Consider the following 25,987-nt stretch of genomic DNA (forward strand, 5'->3'; position numbering starts at 1 on the left):
GGTCGGAGGAGTGGCAGAGTGGTTTAATGCACCGGTCTTGAAAACCGACGTGGGGGAGACTCCACCGTGGGTTCGAATCCCACCTCCTCCGCCACTATCACCATTTCGAACCCGTTCATGCCGCGCGTCCGAGGCAGAATTTCCACTGTTTTCAAAGGGGTTTGCCGGATGGGTGCGAACTGCTGAGACGCGGGGCCGCAGCGATTTCCGTCTCTGTATGGCCGGCAGTCTCTGGTCGGGCGAACCGCGTCGATTCCGGTTCGGTTGAAAATTTCTGCGCCTTTCCAATGGTCTGCCTCGCAACCCCGCCAAAACTGCACGCCATGTTTCCAATGCTATCGACCGAAACAGAGACCGAACATGCAGGAGGCGTAGCCGCGAGGTACGCTGGCCGACTGGCGCGTAGTTATGGCGGTGAACTCAACACCGTGGAAGTTGGTCTGATACGAGAGCAACATCCGCAGCGTGAACGCGGAACGCCAGTCTTACGGTCGCCCGGTGAACGCTTGCCTGCGCAACGCATGACACGGGTCGAAAGCGCTTTCCATGAGCCAAATGGCTTCATGCGCGAAGGCATGATTTGCTGGCTGACGGGGAGCCTCTGGGCTGTTAGTCGTGAAGCCGACGAAAGCCGAACCGTTGCGCATGTCTCAACGAAACCTATAGGTCTCGAGCGAGAGTAACGAAAGGGAAGTAATAGTGGCTTCTAGAGCGTTTCAGCCAGAATCAGAATTCGAGCGGCAACTGGTTGACGCACTGAGTGAGGTTGGCATTCAGGTAGTTCCAGGCTTTCGAGTAAAAACCGGCGATAATCGTTGGTTTCAGACAGATATCTATATTTCCTCACCCCAAAGAGCGGTCGTTGAGATCAAGTCTTTGGGCTTGCGATCGGCGCGTATGGTTCTTTCCCAAGCGCGAAGCCAGATGGAGGCTGTTCGCGAGGCATTCGAAGATCAAGTAATTTGCATTGTAGTGCTCTTTGGCTCCGAGCAGCCCAAGGGTATCACGGCTGAAGAAGCGGACTGGCTTGAAATCGTGGCTGCACCTGGCGAGGATGGCGCATTAGTTGCTGCACGCACTATCAGAGAGCGCCTGTTCGCGCCGATTCCGGCGGATCGCCTCGCTATGCTGAGCAGTGAGCAACTGGCGGACTCCCTTCCAGGGACTGGGCCTCTTGCGGATGTCTTGGTGAATTTCCGAACTCGGATTCCAGATGAAGCATTTCAAGTGTTGAGGCTAGAGGGCGAGAATTTCTTCAGGGAATACGCCAGCGGACACTATACTACGTCTGCTCTTTGCGTTGGGCGCATGCTAGAATTTGTAGTATACACACTGGCGAAGGCCTGGAATGTTCCCATCAGCAAGCGAACCATCAAGCTTCTCGAGGATCTCGAAGGCAAGTTCAACGCACTCTCAAAATCGATCGTTGAGTATGCGTATGCTGAAAGTGCATCCGAAAAGGAAAAGGCCGAAGGAATCCTCCGAAAGGAGGTTGCAAACTTCAACGCGAGTTTGGCCGAGTCTACGATGTTGTTGCATAGGGATCATGAGAAAATCGATACTGATTACCCGATCAATATCCTGTCGATTCTGAGGGATATCAGAAAGAGATTCGCGAGGATTGAGACTGTCAGAAAAGAGGTCGACGTCCTTTCCAAAGGCAGCCTGATCGCCGACGTTCAAAGCATGCGAAACCGCGCCGCGCACGCGGACACATCGGGCACTCGCACGGAATATGACCAGGCAGATATCGACTCGATGCTCGAGAACCTTCGCGCCATCCTTTTCCATTTGGGAAATATCGCCGACGCAATCGACCGAGAGTCTGCGTAAGGAGGCACGTCGGTCGGGTCGATACTCGGACTTGAGACGTGTCTCTGAAATGCAAGGCAGAGCAAGGCTTAGCCGAACACTCGCGCCGGCTGCTCGTCCCACGGCAGGGATGCGACGAAGCACAGGTCGTAGAGGCTGATCGCGCTGGGCTCGCGGCGCACGACCAGCCGCTCGAGGACGTCCGGCGCCAGCCATGCGAGGCGTAGGAGGCGGCTGACATAGCGGTCGGACAGCCCCTCCTCGGCGGCGAGATCGGCGATGGTGGTGACCTCGCCGCGCTCCATCCGCTTCCGCCACGCCCATGCCCGGCCGATGGCGCGCAGCACGTAGGGATCCTGTCCCGGCGGAGGCTCCGACGCCTCGATGTCCTTCGGCGGCAGGATACGGGGCCGGCCGCCGCGTTTGCGGACCGTGAGCGGGATGTGGATGCGGATGGTCTCGTTCGCGGGCATCAGGCGGCGTCCTCCTGCGCGGGCGTCATCAGGCTCGCCAGCGCGCCGTGCCCGTCATGGCGCAGGTCGATGTCCAACCCGTCCTCGCCCACCGTCACGCGCGCCACGAGCAGTTGGACGACGCGGGCTTGCTCGGCCGGGATCAGCGCCTTCCAGAGACCGTCGAACTGCGTCAGTGCGGCGGTCACGGTGCCCTCGTCGAGGTCGGGCCGCTCCTTCTTCAAGGCGCGCGCGGTGCGCGCGATGATCTCCGGCGTGCGCAGCAGCCGCCGGATTTCTCCGATAACCGCTTCCTCGACCATGGCGGCGGGCAGCCGCTGCGGCCCGCGCAGCTCGGCCGTCGGGCGCTTCTGGATCACGTCCATCGAGACGTAGTAGCAGTACCGCCTGTTCCCCTTCTTCGTGTGGTGCGGGGTCATCGCGGCGCCAGTCTCGGTGAAGATCAGCCCGCGCAGCAGCGCCGGTTCGGTGCTCCGGGTGCGTCCGGCCCGCTGGTTTCGGTTGCCGGCCAGCACGGCATGGGCCGCGTCCCACAACGCTGCATCCACGATGGGCTCGTGCATGCCGGGATAGGTCTCGTCCTTGTGGGTGATCTCGCCGCGGTAGATGCGGTTGTGCAGCAGCTTGTAGAGCGCCCCGCGGTCGATGGGCCGGCCGCGCTTGGACCGGATGCCGCGGGCGTTCAGTTCCCGGATCACGGCAGCGGTGGAATCCGAGCGCGCGAAGAGCTCGAACATGGTCCGGACCTGCGCCGCCTCGGCCTCGTTCACGATCAGCTTGCGGTCGACCACGTCGTAGCCGAGCGGCACGTAGCCGCCCATCCACATGCCCTTCTTCTTCGAGGCAGCGACCTTGTCGCGGATCCGTTCGCCGATCACCTCGCGCTCGAACTGGGCGAAGCTGAGCAGGATGTTCAGCGTCAGCCGGCCCTTCGATGTGGTCGTGTTGAAGGACTGAGTGACGGACACGAAGGTGACGCCGTGGCGGTCGAAGATCTCGACCAGCTTGGAGAAATCCATCAGCGCCCGGCTGAGGCGGTCGATCTTGTAGACCACGACCACGTCGATCAGCCCGTCCTCGACATCGGCGATCAGCTGCTTTAGCGCGGGGCGGTCCAGCGTGCCGCCGGAGAATCCGCCGTCATCGTACCGCTCGCGCAGGCACGCCCAGCCCTCGGCGCGCTGGCTGGCGATGTAGGCCTCACAGGCCTCGCGCTGCGCGTCGAGGCTGTTGAACTCCATGTCGAGCCCTTCCTCGCTCGACTTGCGGGTGTAGATGGCGCAGCGCAGGCGGCGCGCCGGTTCGGTCTGGGACTTTCTGGTCATCGGGCGCCTCCGGTCCGATCGAGCCCGAAGAACCGCCAGCCATTCCAGTGTGCGCCGGTGATCGCGCGCACGGCGGCCGAGAGCGACTTGAAGCGCCGGCCCTGCCATTCGAAGCCGTCCGCCAGAACGGTGACCATGTGCTCCTTGCCACCCCACTCGCGGACCAGCTTCGTGCCGGGCGCTGGCTTGCGCGGATCCGCCACCATGCCGCCCAGCTTGCCGTTCATGACCTCGTCGGCCAGCGCATCGAGCGTGCGGCGCGTCTCCCGGCGCAGCCCGCCATGGGCCAGTTCCTGGATGCGGTAGCCAAGCCGAAGCTCGAGGTGGCCGCGGCTGGCGTTCGGCGCGCGTTCCCCGAAGATGGCCTGCCACTTCTCCTGCAACTCAGGCACCGTCATCGCCTTAAGCGCCGACAGTTCGGCCAGGACGTCGATCATCTTCGCCTGGCGCGCGGGCGCAGCCTTCGTGCCTGATTTCCTTGTGCTTTTCCTCATGCGTCGTCTCCAACTCGGTTGCGAACCTTTCTCCGACGACGGCGTCTGAGGGCGAGAATGTCCAGCGAACTGTCTCCGTCGAACGGAGAATTCTCGTTCGTTTTCGGCGGGTTGCTGCGCGCGATGGCGCCGACGAGGATGCCGGCCAGTTCCGCCAGCCGCTCATCGGTGGTGAGCGTGTCGGCGGGCGGCGCGAAAGTGATGTCGTCTGGCATGGGGAGCGAACCTCCTGAGGCGGTTTGCTCCTTCGTGGCGGCGTGCGGCGTGGAAGTTCAAGTCAAAACAGGTTGCTTTCGCAGTTGCGAGTAATGCGGCGTGTAGAGTGGTACTCGAACCTAGAAAAAACTCAGAACATCGACTCTAACTCGCCAAGTGAAACACGAACTTTATCAAAATAGTGATCGTCAACATCTTTTGAATGCGCGTCGTAGCGTGACCTGTTAACCACGTCCATATGATACTCAAACTCTGTCTTGCTCATTTCAAGAGAGTTCTCAAACTTTTCCCAGAACCCCAAGATTATAGACTTGAGCTCATCAAAATATAAGGGGCTTGCGCCTTCCGCCAAAAGATCATCGAAGCCCATCCCAGAGAGACCACCTTGCCTTTTCGATGGAAACTTCGACAAGAGACTCTCAAGACGATTGGATTTCGAGAATTGTATCGAAAAGACAGTCTTGATGTGCGTTCGGACCCTTCTTTCAAGTGCGTTGCGTCTTTTTGATATCTCAGCGAGGCGATCTTCATTGCCAAGAAGTCTCGTAGGCTTTGCCTTCTTTGAGAAGTACCTCTCGACTATTCCGATATTGAAAAAGCTACCCTCGACACCCCTCTTGAGAACGCCGTAGCCATAAAGGTGCTCTAGCAGACTTGTGTCATGGTGCGCGTAGGAGTTGAAACTATCCACATCTCCTTGGCCGATATACTCAAGCATCAAGTGCTCGTCGGGGTACTGCTCTTCAAGCAGCCCCACAACAGATGATACGTAGCTGTCGGACTCGTTAGTGTATTCGTTGACGCCTAGAGCATACAGCGTGCGATCAACCACTATGGGCCTCTCACGTGCTGCGTCGGCAATAAAGCTGCACGCATAACGGGTCAGAAACGGGTGTCCGCCGAAGTCTTGAAACAGCTTCACCCGGGTCTCTGCATCAAACTCGACACCCATGATAGCACCTAAGTCTCCAACCATCTCCGAAACCTGCCCAGGCGTAAACATCGGGATAAAGCGCTTCTCCACATTCCCGTAAAGGGGGTTGTCACTCTCGAAGAGCTTAACTGCCTCAATGCAATGCGGATTGGTCCCTACGATCAGATACACGATAGGTGACGATGCGCTTTGGAATGCAGCTCGCATTGACTGCCAGAAGAGTAGGAAGTCACGCTCTTTGTTCCAGTGCTCTGATGATGCCGTGCCCGGGGCAATCCGCTCAATTTCGTCAAAAAGGATTGCAACAAACGCTTTCTTTGCTTGCTTCGATATAATTCGGACGTCCTCAGAAAAAGTTGTTGCCGCGTCTTTTGTGCTATAAGCTGTGTCATCTCCGATCCGGTGTTTAACGGAGAGGGTGGACTTCAGCTCAGAAGCTATATGCCGCAAGAGCTCATTCCAGCGTAGCTGGTGAACCGACGGCGACTGACAATCAATCGAAACACTTGTGCCACTTCGAGTGGCAAGTGCTCGGCTTACTCCGGATATAAGTGAGGTCTTTCCACTTCTGCGCAGTCCGAATAAGCCAAAATTCTCTCCCGAGGCTAGCTTTGCAGAGATTTCATTTATGATATCAGAACGGCCATAGAAGTAGAGCTCGCTACGCAGTGGCGAAGACATTGAAAAGAGATCCCTCGAGAAGGTGAACTCTCGTACTCTTCCAATAATATCGGACTCCTGAGTGGCGAGGGAGAATTCGCTGAAGTGATAAGGGATCACTACTGGCGCATCTGGTCGGCTCTCAAATAAATCCTTGAGCTTCTTGCTGATATTTGCGTCTCCGCTGACGAGAATCCTCGCTACCTTCTCAATTCGAAAGTCTTCTGAGCTCTGTTCGATGATATGGTCGAACGCATCTATCGACCGCGGTTGAAACTCAACGTAGGAAGAGAATACGACCAAGACTTCACGATCAGTGTGAAGAATTCCACGCATCTTCCCGCAGGGCTTGATAAGTGCATAGCGGTACTGGCTTTTCTGGTTGCCGATGGTGATTTCGCCGTATCGCGTAAGATGAAACATCTGCTCCATACGGCGCAGGACCCTCTGCTCCTGAGGATCAAAGATCGTAATATCGAACTTTGGGTGGCGACCTGGCTGCACCTCGCTCATCATATTCGCCAACTCCTATGTGCTTGTACGCGATCATTCTCTCATAGCGCCCGCACGGTTGCTCAACAACGATAAACTCTACTGTATGCTGTCGCCTGAAGGAGGACGATCGGCACGTCTTTGCATGGGCCTGCGAGCTGATCTGCTAGCCAGAGGAAGCCGGTGGACGGTCAAATCTCCCGCGCGAACCAACGGATGCGGCCGACGATGTGGATCTCGTCGGCCGTTCGCTCGTAGGGGCTGTAGAAGCCGTTGTCCGAGATGACGCGCACGGCGGGAGGGTCGCTGTTCGGGATGTGCTCGAGCCGTTTGGCCACCAGCCCCATGCCGTCGTCCAGCACGAAGATCCCCGGCGGGTTCGGCGCGCGGCGCGCCATGTCGACAAGCACCGTGTCGCCGTCGAGCAGCGTGGGCGCCATGCTGTCGCCTTCCACATGCATGATCCGGAGCTGGGAGGGGCTGGCCTTCAGGCTGTGCCGGATCCAGGACCGGCGGAAGTGGTAGGCGCGGCCGGCGGGATCCTCATGCTCCTCGACAACGGCGCCGCCGCCCATGGACGGGCGGGGGCTGGCATGTGCGATCGAGACGAAGGCCTCGTCCGGGTTCTCGATGAAGGGGGGCGTGCCCTCGACATCTCCCATCCCGTGGATCAGCCAATCGCGGTCGACCTTGAGGACACGGGCGACCTCGGCCAGCCGGTCGATGCCGGGGCGGGATGATCGTCCGCGCAGGATGTCGTAGACGAAGGAGCGGTTCACGCCGGCCATCTCGGCGACATGGGCGGGGCTGAGGCCGAGCTGGTTGGCCCGGGCCCTGAGACGGTCGGCAAGCGTGTGATGCTCGTTCATGTTTCCCCACCCATCTGTGGATAAAATAGGATAAAATCGGATTGATCGACGGCCGTCAAGCGAATAAGAACAGAAGGTAAACATCAGGCAGAGGTATCGGAGGGGCGAGTGCACACCGACAAGCTGTATTTCACGCTCCCCGAGGTGCTCGAGCGCTGGCGGATTTCCGAGACGGACCTCGTCTACCTGGCCGAGAACGACAAGCTCCGGCTGTCGGTGCGCGTCTTCGGCGAGCCGGTCGAGTTCGGCGACTACGAGGAGGGCCAGGACGGCGAGCGGTTCCGCGCGCCGTGGGAGCAGAAGCCCTTCAGCGGGCTGCTCGACCTGCACGCCTGCGACGTCTTCCAGCTGTTCCGCTGCGGCGAGCTCTATGTCAGCGAGTTCCGCACGCCGCGCGCGGACTATGCGTCGCTCTATGGCGAGGCCAAGCCGGTCTTCGTGATGATCGGCGATCTGCTGCTAAGGCGCGAGGAACGTGATCGTTTCAAGCTGCAGTCTGGGTTTTCCTCCGGGGGCTCGGCGATCGAGGAGAGCACCTTCATCGCTTCGGCCGACTACCAGGAGGTGCGCTGTAACAGCTACCGCTTCCGGCTCGGCCCGATCCAGGCGCAGGTCGTCCGCGCGCTGCACGAGGCCGCGCAGCGGGGCGAGGCGTGGCAGAGCGGCAAGGCCATCCTGTCCTCGGCCGGCTCGAAGAGCTTGCGCATGGCCGACGTCTTCAAGTCGCAGAAGGACTGGCGGCAGCTGATCCGCTCCGACCGCCGCGGCGGCTACCGTCTGAACATCGACTGACTCGCCAGCCATCCCCTATGCGCAGTCCCTGATTGCGCTCGGTGTGGGATCGGCTGGGCGATGGAGGGGGATGACGATCCCACAGCGAGCCGTCCAAGCCTGTCTTGCAAGGCCATATCCATCCCCCTCTGCATCCCCCTGCGATCCTGACGACATCCCATAGCGGGATTTCGCAATCTCTCTCCGAAGCACACGCAAACGGAGAGAGCCGATGCAGCAGAAGCATTGCCTGAACCAGAAGGAACTCGCCCGACGCTGGACGATCTCGCATCGCACGCTGGAGCGCTGGCGGTGGGCGGGTGAAGGCCCCGCCTACATGAAGATCGGCGGCCGGGTCGTCTACCGGCTCGAGGACATCGTCGCCTTCGAGCGCGACCAGCTCCAGCACACGATGGACACCCAGCCGCGCGCGGGAGCGGCCTGATGGGACGCCTGTCGCCCATTACCGAGGCCGAGTTCGTGCCGCTGCACGGCGCGAACGGGCCGGGGCTCGAAGAGGTCGGGCTCGCCGCCTGGATCGCGCAGGCCGAACCCGGCGAGGCGCTGGTCTATCACCGCGGCTTCCTCGCCGTCGACGCCACGTCGGTCATCTCGAAGCTGCCGGCGGACCGGCAACGCACGCTGCAACTGGTGGCGGCCGCGGCCCGCCGCGCGGCCGAGCAGAACCTCGTCCATCTCGTGCAGTCCCGGCTCGGCCCCGACGCCTTTGCCTACATCGCCGTCGCCCGCCCGAAGCCAGGCCCACCGGGAGCTGCGCTCTCGATGCGCCTGCTTGAGGCCGCCTGAACCCCATTCCCCATTCCGGAGACCCCAATGCCCTTTCCCGAGAACACACCCACGCCCGATGACCTGCCGCGCCTCAGCCCGCAGGAGATCGCCGGGCTGCCCGTCGAACTGCTGGCCATCCTTCAGCGCGAGATCGACGAGCGCCTGAAACGCGACAAGGCCGCGAAGACCCGGCTCGATGCCGCGCTGACCGTCCGCTACGCCACCCGCGCCGCCGAGGAGCGGCAGGCGCAGGCCAAGGACACGGGCACGGTCCGCTTCGACGACGGCGATTTCACCGTGGTCGCCGATCTGCCGAAGCGCGTCGAGTGGGACCAGTCCCAGCTCGCGGCCATGGTCGAGCGGATCCGCGCGGCCGGGGACGACCCGGCCGAGTATCTCGACATCGCCTTCAAGGTGCCCGAGCGCAAATACGCGGCCTGGCCCGATGCGATCCGCCAGGGTTTCGAGCCCGCGCGGACAGTGAAGACCGGCGCGCTGAAGGTCGAGATCCGGCCGCAGGGAGGCGATGCATGAGCCTCCCGATCATCAGCGCCGACGAGCGGCTGGCCGAGGTGCGCGGCGTGAAGGCCGCCGTCTTCGGCCCGAGCGGGGTCGGCAAGACCACGCTTCTGCGCACGCTCCGGGCCTCGACCACGCTGTTTTTCGACCTCGAGGCCGGCGATCTCGCCATCGAGGGGGTGGCAATCGACACGATCCGCCCGCGCACCTGGCGGGAATGCCGCGACTTCGCGGTGTTCATCGGCGGCCCGAACCCGGCGCTGCGCACGGACCAGCCCTACAGCGAGGACCATTACCAGGCGATCTGCCAGAAGTACGGCGATCCGAAGGTGCTGGAGAAGTACGACACGGTCTTCATCGACTCGATCACCGTGGCAGGACGGCTCTGCTTCCAGTGGTGCAAGGGTCAGCCGGAAGCGCATTCCGACAAGACCGGCAAGCCGGACGTCCGCGGGGCCTACGGTCTGCACGGGCGCGAGATGATCGCCTGGCTCACCCACCTCCAGCACACGCGGGCGAAGAACGTGATCTTCGTCGGGATCCTCGACGAGAAATTCGACGACTTCAATCGCAAGGTCTTCGTTCCGCAGATCGACGGATCGAAGACCGGGCTCGAGCTGCCCGGCATCGTCGACGAGGTGCTGACGCTCACCTCGCTGCCCGACGACAACGGCGTGCCGCAGCGGGTCTTCGTCTGCCACACGCAGAACAGCTGGGGCTACCCGGCAAAGGACCGCTCCGGCCGGCTCGACCTGCTGGAACCGCCGCATCTCGGCCGGCTCATCGAGAAGATCCGCCAGCCGCTGTCGATCGATGCACGCCCGCTCGTGACGGACGCGCCGCGCATGCCGGCGCCGGCCGCGACCCCTCAAACCGATCCCACCAACTGAAAGGACCCCACGCCATGACCGGTCTCTGGAACGATTTCAACGACGCGCAGTCCAACACGAACCTGATCCCCAAGGGGACGCTCGCCAAGGTGCGCCTGACCATCCGCCCCGGCGGCTTCGACGATCCCTCGCAGGGCTGGACCGGGGGTTATGCCACCCGCGGCTCCACCGGTGCGGTGTATCTCAACGGCGAGTTCACGGTGACCGAGGGCCCCTATGCCCGGCGCAAGATCTTCACGCTGATCGGGTTGCACAGCCCCAAGGGTCCGGACTGGGCCAATATGGGCCGTAGTCTCGTCCGCGGCATGCTGAACTCGGCGCGCGGGATTTCCGACAAGGACACCTCGCCCGAGACGCAGGCCGCACGTCTGATCAACGGCTTCGCCGACCTTGACGGGCTGGAGTTCGTCGCGCGCATCGACATTGGCTCCGATGCGATGGGCGAGGACAAGAACGAGATCCGTGCCGCGGTGACGCCCGACCATCGCGACTATGCGCAGGTCATGGGCACGGCCGGCCACGGCTATCAGCCGCCATCGCAGCCCGCGCCGCAGCCGGCGGCACCGCAGCCGACCGCTCCGGCGGCTCCCGGCCGCCCGGCCTGGGCGCAGTGAGGGGCGTCCGATGCGGCTGCGTCCCCGCCAGAAAGTCTTCGTGGAGCGCAGCCTCGCTGCGCTCTCGAAGCACGGCAACACGCTCGGCGTCGCGCCCACGGGCGCGGGCAAGACCATCATGCTGTCCGCGGTCACCGGCAAGCTGGTGGAGAAGACGGCGGCCAAGGCCTGCGTTCTCGCCCATCGCGACGAGCTGACCGGCCAGAACCGCGCGAAGTTCGGCCGGGTCAATCCGGAAGTAACCACCTCCGTGGTGGATGCCGGCTCGAAGTCGTGGGCTGGCCAGGTCACCTTCGCCATGGCGCCGACGCTGTCTCGTTCGCCGAGCCTGAAGGCGATGCCCAAGCTCGATCTGCTGGTGATCGACGAGGCGCATCACGCGGTGGCCGACAGCTATCGTCGGATCATCGACCGCGTTCGCGACGCCAATCCCGAAGCCCGCATCTTCGGCGTCACGGCGACGCCCAACCGCGGCGACCGGAAAGGGCTGCGCGAGGTTTTCGACAATGTCGGCGACCAGGTCACGCTGGCCGAACTGATCGCGTCTGGTCACCTCGTCCCACCGCGCACCTTCGTGATCGATGTGGGCGTGCAGGAGAAGTTGCGTGCCGTGCGCAAGACCGCGTCCGACTACGACATGGGCGCGGTTGCGGAGATCATGAACCGCGCACCGATCACGGAGGAGGTCATCCGGCACTGGCGCGAGAAGGCCGGCGACCGCCAGACCGTGGTCTTCTGCTCGACCGTCGCCCACGCGGAAAACGTCGCCGAAGCCTTCAATGACAACGGGATCCCCGCCGGCGTCATCCACGGCGACCTCGGCTCCGAGACGCGCCGCCGGATCCTCGCAGCCTACGCCTCTGGCGAAACGCAGGTCGTCGTCAACGTGGCGGTGCTGACCGAAGGCTGGGATCACCCGCCCACCCCCAGCGTGGTGCTGCTGCGGCCGAGCTCCTGCAAGTCGACCATGATCCAGATGGTCGGGCGCGGCCTCCGCACCGTCGACCCGGCCGAGCACCCCGGCATCGTTAAGACCGACTGCATCGTGCTGGATTTCGGCATCTCGAGCCTGACGCACGGCACGCTGGAGCAGGACGTCGATCTCGACGGCCGCGATCCCACACCGTGCGACGCGCCGACGAAGACCTGCCCGGAATGCGAAGCGACGGTCCCGCTCGCAGCCCGCCAATGCCCGATCTGCGGATACGAGTTCCTGAGCGACGGGGAGCCGCCGCTCGAAAGCGTGGTCATGTCCGAGATCGACCTCCTGAGGCGCTCCAGCTTCGCCTGGGAGGATCTGTTCGATGACGAGTCCGCGCTCATGGCGAGCGGGTTCAATGCCTGGGGCGGCGTGTTCTTCCTCGAGGGGCGCTGGCACGCCGTAGGCGGTGGCAAGAATGAGCGGACGCGCCTCCTCGGCGTGGGCGAGCGCACCGTCTGTCTGGCGCAGGCCGACGACTGGCTGAACGAACACGAGACCGACGAGAGCGCCTTCAAGTCCCAGCGCTGGCTGGGCCAGGCGCCGACGGAGAAGCAGCTGCAATACCTCTCGCCCGCGCAGCGGCAGGATTACGGGCTCACGCGCTACCGCGCCTCGGCGCTGATCACCTTCCAGTTCAACCGGCGCGACATTCGGCGTCTCGTGATGTCGGCCGCGCCCGAGCGGAGGGCGGCGTGAACCATGTCGCGCAAGTCCCATCCCCGCCCGCAGCGGCTCCGGATCGACCGGGCTTTGATCGCCTCTGGCATCCGCGCCCGGTGCTTTGCGCCGTCTGCACCGCGCGCACCCGCGGCTTCGGCTGGTTCGATCCCCACCGGCCGCGCCCAACCCGCACCCGCCGCTGGTTCTGCTCCATGGGCTGCCAGGCGGCCTTCACCCGCAAAGCAAAGAGAGGAATGAGCATGGTCGATTTCACCGAAGAGGAAACCCAGGCGTTGCCCGCCGTCATGCGCGCGCTCGCACCCGAGATGGAGCGGATCGGCTGGGACCGGCCACTGGGCCAGCTGACCCAGAACGACATGCACCGGCTGATCGTCACGACCATCGAGGCCTTCCGGGACGAAATGGCGGAGATCGCCGCCGAGGCGGAGATCCCGTTCTGATGCTGGACTTCAATCATCGCCCCGGCATCGCCGAGCGCATCAATGCGGCCGTGGACGCCGCGCTCGAAGCCGAGCGCGCGGCGACGCAACCGCGCGATTACCTCGGCGCGTCCCGGCTGGGCCATGCCTGCGAGCGCGCGCTGCAGTTCGAATTCGCGCGCGCGCCGAAGGACGAGGGCCAGGACTTTTCCGGGCGGTCGCTCCGGATCTTCGCGATCGGGCATGAACTCGAGGATCTCGCCATCCGCTGGCTTCGGGCGGCGGGGCTCGATCTGGTCACCCAGAAGCGGGAAGGCGTCCAGTTCGGCTTCTCCGTCGCGGGCGGGCGCATCCGTGGCCATGTCGACGGAATCGTCGTCGAGGCCCCAGCGGCGTTGGGGCTGCGCACCCCGGCGCTCTGGGAGTGCAAGACCATGAACGCGAAGAACTGGCACGAGACGGTGGCCAAGGGCGTGACCGTGGCGAAGCCGGTCTACGCCGCCCAGATCGCGCTCTACCAAGCCTACATGGAAGCGACGGTGCCGGGCATCTCGGCCAACCCGGCGCTCTTCACCGCGATCAACAAGGACACTGCCGAGCTGCACCACGAGCTCGTGTCCTTCGACGCCGACCTTGCGCAGCGAATGTCGGACCGGGGCGTGCGGATCCTGCGAGCCACCGACGCGGGAGAGTTGCTGCCGCGCGTGGCCCAGAACCGCGACTTCTTCGAGTGCCGGTTCTGCCCGTGGGCCGAGCGCTGCTGGAGCCTGCCGGCATGAGCGACGACAACATCATCCACTTCAATCCCTGGCGCGATTTCAACGATGCGGCGCCCTTGGACGATCCCTTTGCGGTCGAACCGTACGCGGACCAGATCGCCTGCTTCGTCGACGTGGTCTTCGGCTATTCCGAGGGCCTGATCCCGGTCCGCGGTTTCGTGGACAAGGGTCAGGGCAAGGATGGCCGCCCGCACAACATCTGGATCGACGCGGATGCCACCGCGCCGGAGAAGCTCACTACCTTCGCCGGCTGGGCGGCGCGCGAGGGCGCGGCGGTCTACGTCATTCCCGGCACGGTGGCGGAGACGGGCCAGGCCCGCGCCGCGGATGTCCTGCAGATGCAGAGCCTCGTGGTCGATCTCGACTCGGGCGACATCCCGGCCAAGCTCGATCACCTCCTCCACCATCTCGGCAGGCCGACCCTGATCGTCGAGAGCGGCGGGCGCTCGCCCGAGGGCGCGACCAAGCTCCATGTCTGGTGGAAGCTGACCGAACCTGCTGAGGGCCTAGATCTCGACCGGCTCTGCCAGCTGCGCGGCGAGATCGCGCTGAAGGTCGGCGGCGATACCCATTTCCGCTCGGCCCACCAGCCGATCCGTGTGCCCGGCACGGTCTATCACAAGGGCGGGCTCACCCGGCTGGTGCAGATCCGCGAGGCGACCGAACTCGAGGTCGATCTCGCCGAAATGGCCGAGCGCATCTCCGACATGCCGCCCATGCCCGGCGTCGGCATGGCCACGGCCGAGCCCCGCGAGAAACCCGCGATCGACGACGTGCTGGCAACCCCGGTGCACGAGGGCGGCACGGACGACTGGTCGCGTTTCGAGGGCGCCTCGGCCGCCATCGGCTATTTCCTGCGGCTGGTCCACGAGGGCCGGATATCGATGGACGAGGGCTGGGCGGCGATCTGCGGCTACAACGCCGCGATGCTGCGCCCGTCGTGGCCGCTCGACCGGCTTAAGCGCGAGACGAACCGCCTTTGGGAGCTGCACATCAAGCGGCACGGGCCGCCGCTGGTCCGCCTCGACAGCGCGTCGCCTGCGCAGATGGACCTGCCGACCTTCACGCTGGGCGCGCTCCTCGACGACGCGAGCCCGATGCCGGACGACATCATCGGTCCCCGCGTGCTGACGCCGGGCGGGCTCCTGGTGCTGGGCGGCGCGCCCAAGGTGGGCAAGAGCGATCTGCTGATCGCATTGCTCGTGCATATGGCGGCGGGCGCGCCCTTCCTCGGCTTCACTCCGCCGCGGCCGCTGCGGATCTTCTACCTGCAGGCCGAGATCCAGTATCACTACCTGCGCGAGCGCATGCAGCAGATCGGCCTGCCGCCAGAGCTGATCGCGGCCGCGCGCGACAACCTGATCGTTACGCCGAAGCTGCGGATGCTGCTCGATGCCGAGGGCAGTGCGCGCGTGGCCGAGGCCATCAGGGCCGCGTTCCCCGACGATCCGCTCGACATCCTGTGCATCGACCCGATCCGGAACCTCTTCGACGGTGGCCCGGACGGCGACGGCGAGAACGACAACGCCGCCATGATGTTCTTCCTCAAGGACCGGGTCGAGGTCCTGCGCGACCACGTCAATCCCGACTGCGGGGTGATCCTCGTCCACCACACCAAGAAGCTGTCGAAGCACGAGGTAAAGGAGGACCCGTTCCTGGCGCTCTCCGGCGCCAGCGCGCTCCGGAGCTTCTACACAACAGGTCTGATCCTGTACCGGCCCGACGAAGAGGCCAGCGAGCGCCGGCTGGAGATCGAGCTGCGCAACGGGCCCGCGCTGCCTGCCAAGGTGGTCGACAAGCTGAATGGCACCTGGACCGAGCTCACCCCGAGCAGCGAGCGGCTGGTGCGCAAGGATCTGGGCGCCAGGCATGACGCGGAGCGGGATCGCAAGAACCTGGTCGTCCTCGGGCTGATCTTCGACGAGGCGGCCGAGGGACGGCTCTACACCGCCACCCAGTTCGCCGAGGCGTTCGAGAACCAGCACGATCTGGGCGGGCGCTACAGCATCCGCGAACGGCTCGCGGTCCTCGCCACCAAGGGGCAGATCAAGTTCCGCCGGAATTTCGCGGAGCACGGCTTCCCCGGTACGCAATCGCATTTCGGGTATCTCGTCGTCCGGGACATGCGCTTCGGCCGCGATCCCGTCATCGACGCCGAGACCGGCGAGGTTCTCGACGAGGGCGTAGCGGTCCTACCGACCCATTACAAATGCCCCCATTCCGGCCGCGCGCGCGAGGTCGAGAACCCCTCCGTCTGGGTCTATCCGGAGGAGGCGCATGACTGACTTCCTCATCATGAGCGCGGCCTTCCTCATCCTCACCCCTTCCTCATGGCTCAATGAAATCAATGGGTTGGGCATGAAGATGAGAAAGGTCTTCCTCATCGGCCCCTCTCATCGCTCGACCCGTAAAAGCGCAATGAAAACAGTGCGCTACGCCCAAAACATGAGGCGAGTGGGGAAGCCCCCATACTACGTATGGAGAGGCCAACCGGCAGGGTTGGCCTCTCCTCCCATACGTCGAGGGGTATCCGCGCGCGCGGGGCTCGACGCTCTCTTCACATCCCGATCCGACGACGGCGGCCCCGTACCGCAAAGCACCAGGCCGCCGTCGTCTTCCACCCGAGCAGCCAACCAGAAGAGGAGACCACCCATGGCTGACCTGACTCTCGCCACCTCCGCTCGTGAGGCAATCCCCGATCTGCCTGTCGCGCATCGTGCCGATCGCACCTTGCTCGCGCTCGATCTCGGCAACACCACGGGGTGGGCCCTGCACGGAGCCGACGGCCTGATCACCTCCGGCACCGTGTCTTTCCGTCCTGGTCGCTTCGATGGCGGCGGCATGCGCTACCTGCGCTTCACCAACTGGCTGGCTGAGTTGGATCGGCTCTCCGGGCCTATTGCTGCAATCTGGTTCGAGGAGGTCCGCCGCCACGCCGGCACGGACGCGGCCCATGTCTACGGCGGGCTGATGGCCACACTCACCTCCTGGGCCGAGCTGCGCGGCGTGCCCTACGAGGGCGTCCCGGTGGGCACGATCTAGCGCTTCGCCACCGGCAAGGGCAACGCCAACAAGGACGCCATGATCGCGGCCGCCCGGGCACGCGGGTTCAGCCCGGCCGACGACAACGAGGCCGATGCCATCGCGATCCTGTTCTGGGCGCTGGAAACCAAGGGAGGCATCCAATGAGGTGGCATCCCAAGGGCTATGGAGGCCATCGCCGCGGCCCCGAGCAGATACGGCGCGAAGGGTGGAAGGAGCAAGGCATCTTCGCGGTTTCGCTTGACGACCAGAGACTTACTTGGCCTGAGCGGGAACTGGTACGGCAACTCGGCGAGCGTCTCTACGGCGCGCGCCCCTCGGAACAGGAGGTGCAGCGATGACGGACTGGACCCCGGCAATGGTCGAGGAGCGGCTCGCCGTGGCGGCCCTCGTGCTGAAACGCATGCCCGAGCCGCGGCGGCAGGGATACTTCAGCACATGGCCCGAGATCGTCCACAGCTTCGGCGACAAGGTCGGCCAGGAACCGAAACCGATGCGCGTGCTGCCCTCGCCGCAGGATATCAGCCGGATGGAGGAGACCCTGACCTGGACGGCGTGCCTCGAGCCGCTCGACGGCAAGATCGTCTGGATGAAGGCGCATGGCGAGCGCTGGAAGGAGATCTGCTGGGCGGTCGGTCTTCGGCGGTCCGCGGCGCATCAGCACTGGCAATACGGGCTTTCGGTGATCGCGCTGACGCTCAACAGGCGGTCGTTCAATCGCAGCCTGTCGAAGCGCAAGGTGATCGCGCTGGCCGCTGGCGCGTAAGCCCATGGGCACAATAGGAAAGTGTCCGCCGGACAGTTTTCGCTAAGGCAAAAACGGCTCTCCCGGGTTAGAAACCGGATATACTCGGGAGAGGCGCGCGCGGGACGGCTCGCGCATGTGGTCTCCCGGATCCAGCGCGGTATCCAGCCGGCGTCCGAGCCGCCAACCCATTGAAGTCAATGGTTCCTTCCTGGCGACTATGTATGCTGGCGGGCTTGGCGCGATATTTCGCCAGCGACAGGGCCGGATTTTTGGGAAGCCACCCGGATCCCGGATCCACCCGACCCCCGCGCGAACCCCAATGAACGCAGGTCTTCGGACCGGATGCCTCGGACGCCGCTGGACCCCTCGTGGAGTCCGGCGTGGCATCCGGACTCCGGACTCCGGCCGGTATCCACTAATCGACGGAAACCACCCGCCCATGACGCTGAGCTTCGCCCCCGAGCGGATCGAGACCTGGCCGCTGGCCAAGCTCCAGCCCTACGCAAAGAACGCGAAGGTGCATGGCGCCGACCAGGTCGCGAAGATCGCCGCCAGCATGGCCGCGTTCGGCTGGACCGTGCCCTGCCTTGTCGGCGAGGACGGCGAACTGATCGCGGGCCACGGTCGCGTGCTCGCTGCCACGCAGCTCGGGCTGACCGAAGCGCCGGTGATCGTGCTCGGGCACCTGACAGAGGCGCAGCGGCAGGCCTATCGGATCGCGGACAACAAGCTGACGGAACTCGGCAGCTGGGACGAGGCCCTGCTCTCGGCCGAGCTGCAGGACTTGCTCGCGGACGACTACGACCTGTCGCTGGTCGGCTTCTCCGACGGCGAGCTGGACACGCTGCTGGCCTTCGATTCGGACGGGGGCGGTGAAGAAGAAGGTGGCGCCGGAGGCTCCGTGCCGCCGGTGACCATCCCCGAGCCGCCGCGTAATCCGGCCTCGCGCACCGGCGATCTGTGGATCCTTGGCGATCACCGTCTGCTCTGCGGCGACAGCACCAGCGCGACCGACGTGCGCCGCCTGATGAACGGCGAGCGCGCAATCCTGTTCGCGACCGACCCGCCGTATCTGGTGGACTATGACGGCTCGAACCACCCGACCCGAAACAAGGATTGGTCAGCGTCCTACGGCACGACCTGGGACGACAGTTCGCAGGGGGCGGAACTCTATGACGGCTTCATTGCCGCCGCCGTGGCGGAAGCCATCACCGACGATGCGGCCTGGTATTGCTGGCACGCCTCGCGCCGCCAGGCGATGCTCGACGCCTGCTGGGAAAAGGCGGGCGCCTTCGTGCACCAGCAGATCATCTGGGTGAAGGACCGCGGGGTGCTGACCCGGTCGCATTACCTCTGGAAGCACGAACCCTGCATCATGGGCTGGCGCCGCCCGAACCGCCCGCCGAAGGTGGCCGAGCAGACGCTGCCATCGACCTGGGAGATGCCGTCCTTCGCGAAGGACGATCGCCCCGACCACCCGACGCCGAAACCGCTGGACGCCTTCGGGATCCCGATGCGGCAGCACGTCGCCCGCAGCGGGCTATGCTACGAGCCCTTCTCCGGTTCCGGCTCGCAGATCATGGCGGGCGAGGCCAACGGTCGGCGCGTCTTCGCGATGGAGATCAGCCCGGCCTATGTCGATGTCGCCGTGGAGCGCTGGCAGGCCGAAACCGGCAAGAACGCGACCCTTGACGGCGACGGCCGGACCTTCGCCGAGGTGAAGGCCGAGCGGCTGGGCGAAAAGGCCGATGCGGCTGCCTGATGGCCGTCTACTACAACGCTGTCGATCCCGCCGCATGTGCCTGGCTGCGGGAGCTGATCGCGGCCGGACACCTGCCCGCGGGCGAGGTGGACGAGCGGTCCATCCTTGAGGTGGAGCCCGCCGACGTGCGCGGCTTCGCGCAATGCCATTTCTTCGCCGGAATCGGCGGCTGGCCCCACGCGCTGCGCCTCGCCGGCGTGGCCGGGGATCTGTCCGTCTGGACCGGCTCGCCGCCCTGCCAGCCCTTCAGTCAGGCCGGTCAGCGCAAGGGACAGGACGATGAACGCCACCTCGCCCCGGCTTTCCTTCGGCTCGTCGCAGCTTGCCGCCCGGAGCTCGTCTTCGGCGAGCAGGTCGCGAGCGCGGCAGTGCTCGGACCGGTTGGCAGAAAGTCTCGCCCGGCAGTTGAGGGCCCGGCTGGCTGGGCGTGGTTCGACGCTCTGGCGGCTGACCTGGAAACGGCATCCTACGCCGTCGCGGCGGCCGATCTGCCGGCTGCGGGCATCGGCGCGCCGCACATCCGCCAGCGGTTGTTCTTCGGCGCCGTTGCCATGGACACAGTCACTCGCGGGCTGGGCGACGGCATCGGCGAGGGACCACAAGGACGGGTCGGAATGCCGGGCGGTGCCGACAAACGCGTTGCTGGGTCGGCAGGTCTGGCTCGCGGGCTGGCCGACGGCGATGGTAGGCTCGCCCGCCACGGAGCGATACAACGCGGCCGGCAACACCGATGCAAGCCGCAGGACGGTGAAGCTGGTCGACTGGTCGAAGGCGCCGACCTCGCCGGAACCGATGCGACGGACGGCGTCTGGCGAGATCCGGACTGGCTCCTCTGCCGCGATGGCCGCTGGCCGCCCGTTGAGTCCGGAACATTCCCGCTGGCTGATGGGATATCCGGCCGCATGGGGCTCTTGCGGGGCTATGGCAATGCGATCGTGCCGCCGCTCGCGGCGGAGTTCGTGACGGCGTTTCTGGAGAGCCTGCGATGAAACAGAGCCGGACCATGTCGATGGTCGAGGCCGCGGCAAACGTTGTCGTCGGATACGGTTTGGCCATCGCCACGCAGATCGTCGTGTTCCCGTGGTTCGGGATCGAGACGGGTCTCGCGGAGCATCTGACCATCGGCCTCGCCTTCGTCGGCGTGTCGCTGGCGCGGGGCTATCTGCTGCGCAGGCTGTTCGAGACGGTCCGGATGCGTAAATTATCAACAGAGCGAATGCAGGTAGGTCAATACTTGCAGCGGAAGCCCAAGTCAAAAACGAACGATGTCGCCACCGACGTGGATGGCCCCTCCGAACTAGCAGTAGGAAGCAAACCTTGGTAGGTTTAGAACCGAATACAGAGGTATGGAACACCGATATATGCGCATTCCGATGCCCGATTGGCCCCCGATACTGGGTCAGGAGTTCCTAAAAGAGTTTCTCCGCATGTATGGCAAAAATGAGGATGGATGTTGTTCACTCCGACCACCACCTCATCGTCCTCTCTCTCTCGTGTGATTAAATCTCTAACGATGCTCTCATGCTCTCTTAGGGCATCCAGTACGAACTGGAAAAATGTATAAGTGTGCTTGTTTGGGCAAACCAAATCCCTGAAATACATCTCCTCGAATTTGAGGCCTAGGTGCTTGTGAACGTTATCGAGTACAGCATCGCTCACTGGGAATATATCATCATACCTATTTAGCATGTATGATTTTATCTGGTCATACGTATCAAGGGATATGCGGAAATGCCTTTGTGTGGTTCGATCGTTCTCAACGAATTCCTTTAATTCTTGAAAAGTCGCCGGCTGTAGCTCCATTTTATCCAAAGCAGATCTCCCAACATCATAAATTGCCTTCCGAGCGCCTCAGACCGGCGCGACGCATCACGCACCACCCTTCTTATCAGAAAAAGTGTCTCCGGTCGACCTGTTGGAAACCACTCATTAGGCCCGCCTCATGCGGCGCCTTCTACGACCCCGAGCCGCGCAGGGCGCGCGCCGGGAGTTCCGGCTGGGCCGGAGATCAGCGGGCGTGTTCGCCCTCGCCGAAGGCGCTGTCGGTGATGCTTTTCAGGAGGCTGGCGTAGTGTTCGAGGGTGCCGACATGGCCCCAGTTCACCTCGTCGGGGTGGGCGTTGAAGTGGTCGTCGCTGAGCGCCTGCAGTCGGGCGAGCATCTCGTCGATCTCGGCCTTCTTGCCGATGAAGGCATTCATGGCTGCTTCCTTGTTCCGGCGCGCTTTCTCGGCGCGGAGTTCGTGGCGCGGGGTGGTGATCGGGTTCAGGCGGCTGGTCATCGTCGTGGCTCCGGGTGAGTTGCATCGTCCTTGTGATCGGAAGTTCGCTCCACGCGCCCGGCTTATCAACTCGATAAGCACTTGACTTTGAATGATAATCGGGGCTGGCAATGCAGGGCATGAGCGAGCGCCAGTACGCCGCCCATGTCGGGCTGTCGCGCGGTGCGATCCAGAAGGCAAAGGCCGCCGGCCGGCTCGTCCTGCACGAGGATGGCAGCATTGATGCCACGGCCTCGGACCGGATGCGGGCGGAAGCGACGGACCCGTCGAAGACCGGGAAGACTGCAGCGCCTAAGCTGAAGCCGGTACCCGAGGCCGCGGTTTCGGCTGTCGGCGACACGCTGAAGGAACAGGGGCTCGCCGCACCCGCGACGGGTGGAGGGACGACCTTCCTGCAAGCGAAGACGGCGCACGAGGTGCTGAAGGCGCAGGAGCGGCGCATCCGGCTCGCGAAGCTGAAGGGCGAACTGGTCGATCGCGACCGCGCCACGGCGCTGGTCTTCCGGCTCGCGCGCGAGGAACGCGACGCGTGGGTCAACTGGCCGGCGCGGGTGGCTGCGCTGATGGCGGCGGAGTTGGGAACGGAGACGGCGGCCATGCAGAAGGTTCTGGAGGCCCATGTCCGCGCCCATCTCGAGGAACTCGCCCAGCCCCGGATTGCCCTCTGACGAGCTCACGCAGTTCGACGGGGCCGATGCGCTGCTCCGGGCCTGGGGCCGCGGCCTCACGCCCGATCCCTGGCTGACCGTCTCGGAATGGTCGGACAGGCATCGCTGGCTGAGCTCGCGTGCGAGCGCCGAGCCCGGCCGCTACCGCACCGAGCGCACGCCCTACATGCGCGCGATCATGGACGCACTCAGCCCGGGCGATCCGACGCAACGGGTCGTGTTCATGAAGGCCGCGCAGGTTGGCGCGACCGAGGCGGGCAACAACTGGATCGGCTTCGTGATCCACCACGCGCCGGGGCCGATGCTCGCCGTCCAGCCGACGGTGGAACTCGCCAAGCGCAACTCGCGCCAGCGGATCGATCCGCTGATCGAGGAAAGCCCGGCGCTGAAGGAACGCGTCCGCCCGGCGCGGGCGCGCGACAGCGGCAACACGCAGCTGTCGAAGGATTTCCCGGGCGGCGTGCTGGTGATGACCGGCGCCAACTCGGCCGTGGGCCTGCGCTCGATGCCGGCGCGCTACGTCTTCCTCGACGAGGTCGACGCCTATCCGGCATCGGCCGACTAGGAAGGCGACCCGGTCGGGCTCGCCGAAGCGCGCTCGCTGACCTTCGCGCACCGGCGCAAGGTCCTCCTGGTCTCGACGCCGACCATCCGCGGCGTCAGCCGGATCGAGCGCGAATACGAGGCGAGCGACCAGCGCCGCTTCTTCGTGCCGTGCCCATATTGCGGCGCGATGCCGTGGCTGCGGTTCGAGCGGCTGCGCTGGGAGAAGGGCAAACCGGAGACGGCGGCGTACCATTGCGATGCCTGCGAGAAGCGGATCGAGGAGCACCACAAGCCCGCGATGCTGGCCGGGGGCGAGTGGCGGGCGACCGCAGAGGCCCGCGATGCGCGCACGGTGGGGTTTCATCTCTCGGCGCTCTATTCGCCGCCGGGGTGGAAGAGCTGGGCCGACATCGCGCGGGACAAGGAGACGGCGACGGGATCGGACGAGGCAGAACGCGTGTTCCGCAACACGGTGCTCGGCGAGACCTGGATCGAGACCGGCGACGCGCCGGACTGGCAGCGGATCGCCGAGCGGCGCGAGGACTGGCCGGCGGGGACCGTTCCCGCGGGTGGTCTGTTCCTGACCGCGGGCGCAGACGTGCAGAAGGACCGGATCGAGGTCGATGTCTGGGCCTGGGGCCGCGGGCTGGAGAGCTGGCTGGTCGATCACGTGGTGATCGAGGGCGGCCCGGCGCATCCCGATTGCTGGGAGGCGCTGACCGATCTCTTGGGGCGCAACTGGCGGCATGCCGGTGGCGCGGAGCTGGGTCTGGCGCGGTTCGCCATCGACACCGGCTATGATACCGCGGCGGTCTATGGCTGGGCCCGCTCGGTCGGCTTCGCGCAGGTGGCGCCGGTCAAGGGGCTCGAAGGGTTCAACCGGGCGAGCCCGGTCTCCGGGCCGACCTTCGTCGACGCCACCGCGGGCGGGAAACGCCTGCGTCGCGGCGCGCGGCTCTGGACCGTGGCCACTTCGACCTTCAAGGCCGAGACCTATCGCTTCCTGCGGTTGGCCCGGCCGACTGCAGAAGAGCTGGAGGAAGGTGCTGCGTTCCCGCCCGGCACGGTGCATCTGCCCGGCTGGGCTGACACCGAGTGGATCAAGCAGCTGACGGCCGAGCAGTTGGTGACCTTCCGCAACCGCCGCGGCTTCGCGAAGCTCGAATGGCAGAAGCTCCGCGAGCGCAACGAGGCGCTGGACTGCCGGGTCTATGCCCGCGCCGCCGCCTGGATCGCGGGCGCGGATCGCTGGCCCGAAGCGACATGGGCCGATCTCGAAGCGCAACTCGGCGTGCCGAGCGGCATGGACAGCCCGGCCGCAATGATCGGGCGACCCGACGCAGGCACGCAAGGCAAGCGTCGCTCCGACTGGCTCGGGCGGCGGGAAGGATGGTTCTGAAGATGGCGGACTGGACGGAAGCGGAACTGGCGGCGCTCCGGCGCGCCTATGCGAGCGGGACGACGCGGGTGAGCTACGACGGCAAGACCGTGGACTACGGCTCGGCCGAGGATCTGCTCGGGCGCATCCGCACTATCGAGCGCCAGATCGCCGGGGCGACCGCACGGCCCATCGCGGGCTTCGCCGGCTTCTCGCGCGGGGATCGCTGATGGTCTCCTGGCTCGACAGGGCCATCGCCTCGGTCGCCCCGCGCACGGCCACGCGGCGCGTGCTGGCGCGGCAGGCCTTCGAGGGGCTTGCCCGCTCCTACGAGGGGGCGGCGCGGGGACGGCGCACGGATGGCTGGCACGCGCCGGGATCCTCGGCCGATGCCGAGATCGGCCGGGCCGGGGCGCTGCTGCGGGACCGGATGCGGGACCTGGTGCGCAACAACCCGCATGCCGCAAAGGCGGTGTCGGTGCTTGTCAACAACATCGTCGGCGCCGGGATCATGCCGCGCGCGGCGAGCGGCGACGCCGCGCTCGACCGCGAGGTGGACCGGCTCTTCGAGATCTGGGCGCGCGGCTGCGATGCCGATGGCCAGCTCGTCTTCTATGGGCTGCAGACGCTTGCCTGCCGGGAGATGGTGGAGGCCGGCGAGGTGCTGGTCCGCCGCCGTCCGCGCCGTCCCGGCGACGGCGTGATGCCGCCCGTCCAGCTGCAGCTCCTCGAGGCCGACTTCCTCGACGCCACGCGCAACGGCGCGCTCGGCGCGGGCCAGGCGGTGCAGGGCATCGAGTTCGACGCGCTCGGCCGGCGCCGGGCCTACTGGCTCTTCGGTGCGCATCCCGGCGACGCGACGCTCAGCCTGACGGGCGGGCTCACCAGCCGCGCGGTGCCGGCCAGCGAGATCGCCCATGTCTACGAGAAGCAGCGCACGCAGGCGCGCGGCGTGCCCTGGGGCGCGCCGGTGATCCGGGCCCTGCGCGATCTCGATGACTACGAGGTGGCCGAGATCGTCCGCAAGAAGACCGAGGCCTGCGTCACCGCCATCGTCTTCGGCGACGAGGAAGCGCAGCAGGGTATCGCGCCCGCGGTGGTCGATGCAGACGGCAACCGCGTCGAGCAATTCGAGCCGGGGCTGATCGCCTATGCCCGTGGCGGCAAGGACATCCGCTTCAACCAGCCTGCGGCCACCGGCGGCTACGGCGAGTACAAGCGGGCGAGCCTGCACACGATCTCGGCCGGTTTCCGCGTGCCCTACGAGTTGCTGACCGGCGATCTCAGCCAGGTGAACTACTCGTCGATCCGCGCGGGGCTCGTGGAGTTCCGCCGCATGATCGACGCGGTGCAGTGGCAGCTCTTCATCCCGATGTTCTGCGCGCCGGTCTGGCGCTGGTTCACCGAGGCCGCATGGGCGGCAGGGCGGATCCCGACGCCGGACGTGCCGGTGGAATGGTCGCCGCCGAAGTTCGAGGCGGTCGATCCGCAGAAGGACGCGATGGCCGACCTGCTGGCCATCCGGTCCGGCACCATGACGCTCGCCGAGGCCATCGCCCGGCAGGGTCGCAACCCCGACGCGGTACTGGCCGAGATTGCGGCCACGAACGCCAGGCTCGACGAGCTGGGTCTCGTGCTCGACAGCGACCCGCGCCGCGTCACCAAGACCGGCAGCGCGCAGGCCAATGCGCCGGCCGACCCCGCGACCGATCCAGACGATCCGGAAACTGACGCGGCCTGACGAGGATCCACACATGGAGCAGACGATCGAACTGCCGGCGTTCCGCCGGTCGGCGGAGCTTGCGCCGAACAGCATCGACCCGGAGACCCGCAGTGTCGAGGT

The 25,987-nt window shown here is 65.2% G+C and carries 27 protein-coding genes, 1 tRNA gene and 1 pseudogene; 22 read left to right on the top strand and 7 right to left on the bottom strand.

The window, feature by feature from the left end:
- Positions 1-4 precede the first annotated feature (4 nt).
- Together PAF18_RS06150 and PAF18_RS06155 are read left to right on the top strand one after the other, a co-directional pair.
- Positions 5-94 (top strand) — tRNA-Ser (locus PAF18_RS06150).
- A 605-nt stretch (positions 95-699) separates the two neighbouring features.
- Positions 700-1,833 carry an ATP synthase subunit B family protein gene (locus tag PAF18_RS06155; protein WP_271117726.1) on the top strand — a complete coding sequence of 378 codons (1,134 nt, stop codon included), beginning with the start codon at positions 700-702 and terminating at the stop codon, positions 1,831-1,833.
- Positions 1,834-1,901: 68 nt separating this feature from the next.
- Here PAF18_RS06155 and PAF18_RS06160 read toward each other — a convergent pair whose 3' ends face one another.
- From PAF18_RS06160 to PAF18_RS06185, 6 genes are all read right to left on the bottom strand, one after another.
- Entirely contained in the window at positions 1,902-2,285 is a 384-nt protein-coding gene (locus tag PAF18_RS06160) for a hypothetical protein (RefSeq protein WP_271117727.1), read from the bottom strand.
- Entirely contained in the window at positions 2,285-3,610 is a 1,326-nt protein-coding gene (locus tag PAF18_RS06165; protein ID WP_271117728.1) for a recombinase family protein, read from the bottom strand. Before PAF18_RS06165 ends, PAF18_RS06160 begins: the two co-directional genes overlap by 1 nt.
- Positions 3,607-4,047, bottom strand: a complete 441-nt coding sequence (locus PAF18_RS06170; protein ID WP_271117729.1) for a DUF2924 domain-containing protein — start codon at positions 4,045-4,047, stop codon at positions 3,607-3,609. Before PAF18_RS06170 ends, PAF18_RS06165 begins: the two co-directional genes overlap by 4 nt.
- Before the next feature lie 53 nt (positions 4,048-4,100).
- Positions 4,101-4,319, bottom strand: coding sequence for a hypothetical protein (locus tag PAF18_RS06175; RefSeq protein WP_271117730.1), 219 nt, complete (start codon positions 4,317-4,319; stop codon positions 4,101-4,103).
- Between the two features lie 131 nt (positions 4,320-4,450).
- The gene (locus tag PAF18_RS06180; protein ID WP_271117731.1) at positions 4,451-6,427 is read right to left on the bottom strand and encodes an AAA-like domain-containing protein; all 1,977 of its coding nucleotides are present in this window, start codon (positions 6,425-6,427) and stop codon (positions 4,451-4,453) included.
- Positions 6,428-6,597: 170 nt separating this feature from the next.
- Entirely contained in the window at positions 6,598-7,275 is a 678-nt protein-coding gene (locus tag PAF18_RS06185) for an XRE family transcriptional regulator (RefSeq protein ID WP_271117732.1), read from the bottom strand.
- Positions 7,276-7,383: 108 nt separating this feature from the next.
- Here PAF18_RS06185 and PAF18_RS06190 point away from each other — a divergent pair, with 108 nt between their 5' ends.
- From PAF18_RS06190 to PAF18_RS17500, 16 genes are all read left to right on the top strand, one after another.
- On the top strand, positions 7,384-8,067 hold the full coding sequence (locus PAF18_RS06190; RefSeq protein WP_271117733.1) for a hypothetical protein: 684 nt from the start codon (positions 7,384-7,386) through the stop codon (positions 8,065-8,067).
- Between the two features lie 211 nt (positions 8,068-8,278).
- Positions 8,279-8,491 carry a helix-turn-helix transcriptional regulator gene (locus PAF18_RS06195; RefSeq protein WP_074219579.1) on the top strand — a complete coding sequence of 71 codons (213 nt, stop codon included), beginning with the start codon at positions 8,279-8,281 and terminating at the stop codon, positions 8,489-8,491.
- Positions 8,491-8,853 (top strand): hypothetical protein, encoded by a 363-nt coding sequence (locus tag PAF18_RS06200; protein ID WP_271117734.1) that lies wholly within the window; start codon positions 8,491-8,493, stop codon positions 8,851-8,853. Before PAF18_RS06195 ends, PAF18_RS06200 begins: the two co-directional genes overlap by 1 nt.
- 27 nt (positions 8,854-8,880) lie before the next feature.
- Positions 8,881-9,369: a hypothetical protein gene (locus PAF18_RS06205; RefSeq protein ID WP_271117735.1), complete on the top strand. Its 489-nt coding sequence runs from the start codon at positions 8,881-8,883 to the stop codon at positions 9,367-9,369.
- Positions 9,366-10,244 carry an ATP-binding protein gene (locus PAF18_RS06210; RefSeq protein WP_271117736.1) on the top strand — a complete coding sequence of 293 codons (879 nt, stop codon included), beginning with the start codon at positions 9,366-9,368 and terminating at the stop codon, positions 10,242-10,244. Before PAF18_RS06205 ends, PAF18_RS06210 begins: the two co-directional genes overlap by 4 nt.
- Positions 10,245-10,258: 14 nt before the next feature.
- The gene (locus tag PAF18_RS06215; protein WP_271117737.1) at positions 10,259-10,858 is read left to right on the top strand and encodes a hypothetical protein; all 600 of its coding nucleotides are present in this window, start codon (positions 10,259-10,261) and stop codon (positions 10,856-10,858) included.
- A 10-nt stretch (positions 10,859-10,868) separates the two neighbouring features.
- On the top strand, positions 10,869-12,536 hold the full coding sequence (locus tag PAF18_RS06220; protein WP_271117738.1) for a DEAD/DEAH box helicase: 1,668 nt from the start codon (positions 10,869-10,871) through the stop codon (positions 12,534-12,536).
- A 224-nt stretch (positions 12,537-12,760) separates the two neighbouring features.
- Positions 12,761-12,961 (top strand): DUF6511 domain-containing protein, encoded by a 201-nt coding sequence (locus tag PAF18_RS06225; protein ID WP_271117739.1) that lies wholly within the window; start codon positions 12,761-12,763, stop codon positions 12,959-12,961.
- Positions 12,961-13,719 carry a PD-(D/E)XK nuclease family protein gene (locus PAF18_RS06230; protein ID WP_271117740.1) on the top strand — a complete coding sequence of 253 codons (759 nt, stop codon included), beginning with the start codon at positions 12,961-12,963 and terminating at the stop codon, positions 13,717-13,719. The genes PAF18_RS06225 and PAF18_RS06230 overlap by 1 nt, the downstream gene beginning before the upstream one ends.
- Positions 13,716-16,004, top strand: coding sequence for an AAA family ATPase (locus PAF18_RS06235; protein WP_271117741.1), 2,289 nt, complete (start codon positions 13,716-13,718; stop codon positions 16,002-16,004). Before PAF18_RS06230 ends, PAF18_RS06235 begins: the two co-directional genes overlap by 4 nt.
- A gap of 367 nt (positions 16,005-16,371) precedes the next feature.
- Complete coding sequence (locus tag PAF18_RS06240; RefSeq protein WP_434802242.1) at positions 16,372-16,761, top strand: hypothetical protein; 390 nt, start codon at positions 16,372-16,374, stop codon at positions 16,759-16,761.
- 143 nt (positions 16,762-16,904) lie between these two features.
- Positions 16,905-17,102: a hypothetical protein gene (locus PAF18_RS06245; protein WP_271117742.1), complete on the top strand. Its 198-nt coding sequence runs from the start codon at positions 16,905-16,907 to the stop codon at positions 17,100-17,102.
- The gene (locus PAF18_RS06250; RefSeq protein WP_093359575.1) at positions 17,099-17,527 is read left to right on the top strand and encodes a DUF6362 family protein; all 429 of its coding nucleotides are present in this window, start codon (positions 17,099-17,101) and stop codon (positions 17,525-17,527) included. The genes PAF18_RS06245 and PAF18_RS06250 overlap by 4 nt, the downstream gene beginning before the upstream one ends.
- 421 nt (positions 17,528-17,948) lie before the next feature.
- Complete coding sequence (locus PAF18_RS06255) at positions 17,949-19,271, top strand: site-specific DNA-methyltransferase (RefSeq protein WP_271117743.1); 1,323 nt, start codon at positions 17,949-17,951, stop codon at positions 19,269-19,271.
- A complete protein-coding gene (locus PAF18_RS06260) occupies positions 19,271-20,260 on the top strand; it encodes a DNA cytosine methyltransferase (protein WP_271117744.1) in 990 nt (329 codons plus the stop codon). Before PAF18_RS06255 ends, PAF18_RS06260 begins: the two co-directional genes overlap by 1 nt.
- Positions 20,257-20,595, top strand: a complete 339-nt coding sequence (locus PAF18_RS17500) for a DUF7220 family protein (RefSeq protein ID WP_434802243.1) — start codon at positions 20,257-20,259, stop codon at positions 20,593-20,595. Before PAF18_RS06260 ends, PAF18_RS17500 begins: the two co-directional genes overlap by 4 nt.
- A gap of 684 nt (positions 20,596-21,279) precedes the next feature.
- Here PAF18_RS17500 and PAF18_RS06270 read toward each other — a convergent pair.
- Positions 21,280-21,552, bottom strand: a complete 273-nt coding sequence (locus PAF18_RS06270; RefSeq protein ID WP_271117745.1) for a hypothetical protein — start codon at positions 21,550-21,552, stop codon at positions 21,280-21,282.
- Positions 21,553-21,662: 110 nt separating this feature from the next.
- On the opposite strand from PAF18_RS06270, the gene PAF18_RS06275 reads away from it, so the two are divergent.
- The 4 genes and pseudogenes from PAF18_RS06275 (at position 21,663) to PAF18_RS06290 (ending at position 25,885) form a co-directional block, all read left to right on the top strand.
- Entirely contained in the window at positions 21,663-22,220 is a 558-nt protein-coding gene (locus tag PAF18_RS06275; RefSeq protein ID WP_271117746.1) for a hypothetical protein, read from the top strand.
- A pseudogene (locus PAF18_RS06280) lies at positions 22,171-24,165 on the top strand (phage terminase large subunit family protein). Before PAF18_RS06275 ends, PAF18_RS06280 begins: the two are co-directional and overlap by 50 nt.
- Positions 24,156-24,374: a phage head-tail joining protein gene (locus tag PAF18_RS06285; protein ID WP_271117747.1), complete on the top strand. Its 219-nt coding sequence runs from the start codon at positions 24,156-24,158 to the stop codon at positions 24,372-24,374. Before PAF18_RS06280 ends, PAF18_RS06285 begins: the two are co-directional and overlap by 10 nt.
- Complete coding sequence (locus tag PAF18_RS06290) at positions 24,374-25,885, top strand: phage portal protein (RefSeq protein WP_271117748.1); 1,512 nt, start codon at positions 24,374-24,376, stop codon at positions 25,883-25,885. Before PAF18_RS06285 ends, PAF18_RS06290 begins: the two co-directional genes overlap by 1 nt.
- Positions 25,886-25,987: the final 102 nt, after the last annotated feature.

The organism is Paracoccus sediminicola (assembly GCF_027912835.1).
Lineage (GTDB): Bacteria > Pseudomonadota > Alphaproteobacteria > Rhodobacterales > Rhodobacteraceae > Paracoccus > Paracoccus sediminicola.

What these genes read in the sequence shown, in the direction of transcription:
- PAF18_RS06270 (WP_271117745.1), bottom strand. Translation starts at nt 21,552, where the DNA reads ATGACCAGCCGCCTGAACCCGATCACCACCCCGCGCCACGAACTCCGC.
- PAF18_RS06250 (WP_093359575.1), top strand. Translation starts at nt 17,099, where the DNA reads ATGACGGACTGGACCCCGGCAATGGTCGAGGAGCGGCTCGCCGTGGCG.
- PAF18_RS06275 (WP_271117746.1), top strand. Translation starts at nt 21,663, where the DNA reads ATGCAGGGCATGAGCGAGCGCCAGTACGCCGCCCATGTCGGGCTGTCG.
- PAF18_RS06160 (WP_271117727.1), bottom strand. Translation starts at nt 2,285, where the DNA reads ATGCCCGCGAACGAGACCATCCGCATCCACATCCCGCTCACGGTCCGC.
- PAF18_RS06240 (WP_434802242.1), top strand. Translation starts at nt 16,372, where the DNA reads ATGGCTGACCTGACTCTCGCCACCTCCGCTCGTGAGGCAATCCCCGAT.
- PAF18_RS06200 (WP_271117734.1), top strand. Translation starts at nt 8,491, where the DNA reads ATGGGACGCCTGTCGCCCATTACCGAGGCCGAGTTCGTGCCGCTGCAC.
- PAF18_RS06245 (WP_271117742.1), top strand. Translation starts at nt 16,905, where the DNA reads ATGAGGTGGCATCCCAAGGGCTATGGAGGCCATCGCCGCGGCCCCGAG.
- PAF18_RS06215 (WP_271117737.1), top strand. Translation starts at nt 10,259, where the DNA reads ATGACCGGTCTCTGGAACGATTTCAACGACGCGCAGTCCAACACGAAC.
- PAF18_RS06230 (WP_271117740.1), top strand. Translation starts at nt 12,961, where the DNA reads ATGCTGGACTTCAATCATCGCCCCGGCATCGCCGAGCGCATCAATGCG.
- PAF18_RS06285 (WP_271117747.1), top strand. Translation starts at nt 24,156, where the DNA reads ATGGTTCTGAAGATGGCGGACTGGACGGAAGCGGAACTGGCGGCGCTC.
- PAF18_RS06180 (WP_271117731.1), bottom strand. Translation starts at nt 6,427, where the DNA reads ATGAGCGAGGTGCAGCCAGGTCGCCACCCAAAGTTCGATATTACGATC.
- PAF18_RS06205 (WP_271117735.1), top strand. Translation starts at nt 8,881, where the DNA reads ATGCCCTTTCCCGAGAACACACCCACGCCCGATGACCTGCCGCGCCTC.
- PAF18_RS06220 (WP_271117738.1), top strand. Translation starts at nt 10,869, where the DNA reads ATGCGGCTGCGTCCCCGCCAGAAAGTCTTCGTGGAGCGCAGCCTCGCT.
- PAF18_RS06170 (WP_271117729.1), bottom strand. Translation starts at nt 4,047, where the DNA reads ATGATCGACGTCCTGGCCGAACTGTCGGCGCTTAAGGCGATGACGGTG.
- PAF18_RS06175 (WP_271117730.1), bottom strand. Translation starts at nt 4,319, where the DNA reads ATGCCAGACGACATCACTTTCGCGCCGCCCGCCGACACGCTCACCACC.
- PAF18_RS06225 (WP_271117739.1), top strand. Translation starts at nt 12,761, where the DNA reads ATGGTCGATTTCACCGAAGAGGAAACCCAGGCGTTGCCCGCCGTCATG.
- PAF18_RS06165 (WP_271117728.1), bottom strand. Translation starts at nt 3,610, where the DNA reads ATGACCAGAAAGTCCCAGACCGAACCGGCGCGCCGCCTGCGCTGCGCC.
- PAF18_RS06290 (WP_271117748.1), top strand. Translation starts at nt 24,374, where the DNA reads ATGGTCTCCTGGCTCGACAGGGCCATCGCCTCGGTCGCCCCGCGCACG.
- PAF18_RS06260 (WP_271117744.1), top strand. Translation starts at nt 19,271, where the DNA reads ATGGCCGTCTACTACAACGCTGTCGATCCCGCCGCATGTGCCTGGCTG.
- PAF18_RS06235 (WP_271117741.1), top strand. Translation starts at nt 13,716, where the DNA reads ATGAGCGACGACAACATCATCCACTTCAATCCCTGGCGCGATTTCAAC.
- PAF18_RS06185 (WP_271117732.1), bottom strand. Translation starts at nt 7,275, where the DNA reads ATGAACGAGCATCACACGCTTGCCGACCGTCTCAGGGCCCGGGCCAAC.
- PAF18_RS06255 (WP_271117743.1), top strand. Translation starts at nt 17,949, where the DNA reads ATGACGCTGAGCTTCGCCCCCGAGCGGATCGAGACCTGGCCGCTGGCC.
- PAF18_RS06195 (WP_074219579.1), top strand. Translation starts at nt 8,279, where the DNA reads ATGCAGCAGAAGCATTGCCTGAACCAGAAGGAACTCGCCCGACGCTGG.
- PAF18_RS06210 (WP_271117736.1), top strand. Translation starts at nt 9,366, where the DNA reads ATGAGCCTCCCGATCATCAGCGCCGACGAGCGGCTGGCCGAGGTGCGC.
- PAF18_RS17500 (WP_434802243.1), top strand. Translation starts at nt 20,257, where the DNA reads ATGAAACAGAGCCGGACCATGTCGATGGTCGAGGCCGCGGCAAACGTT.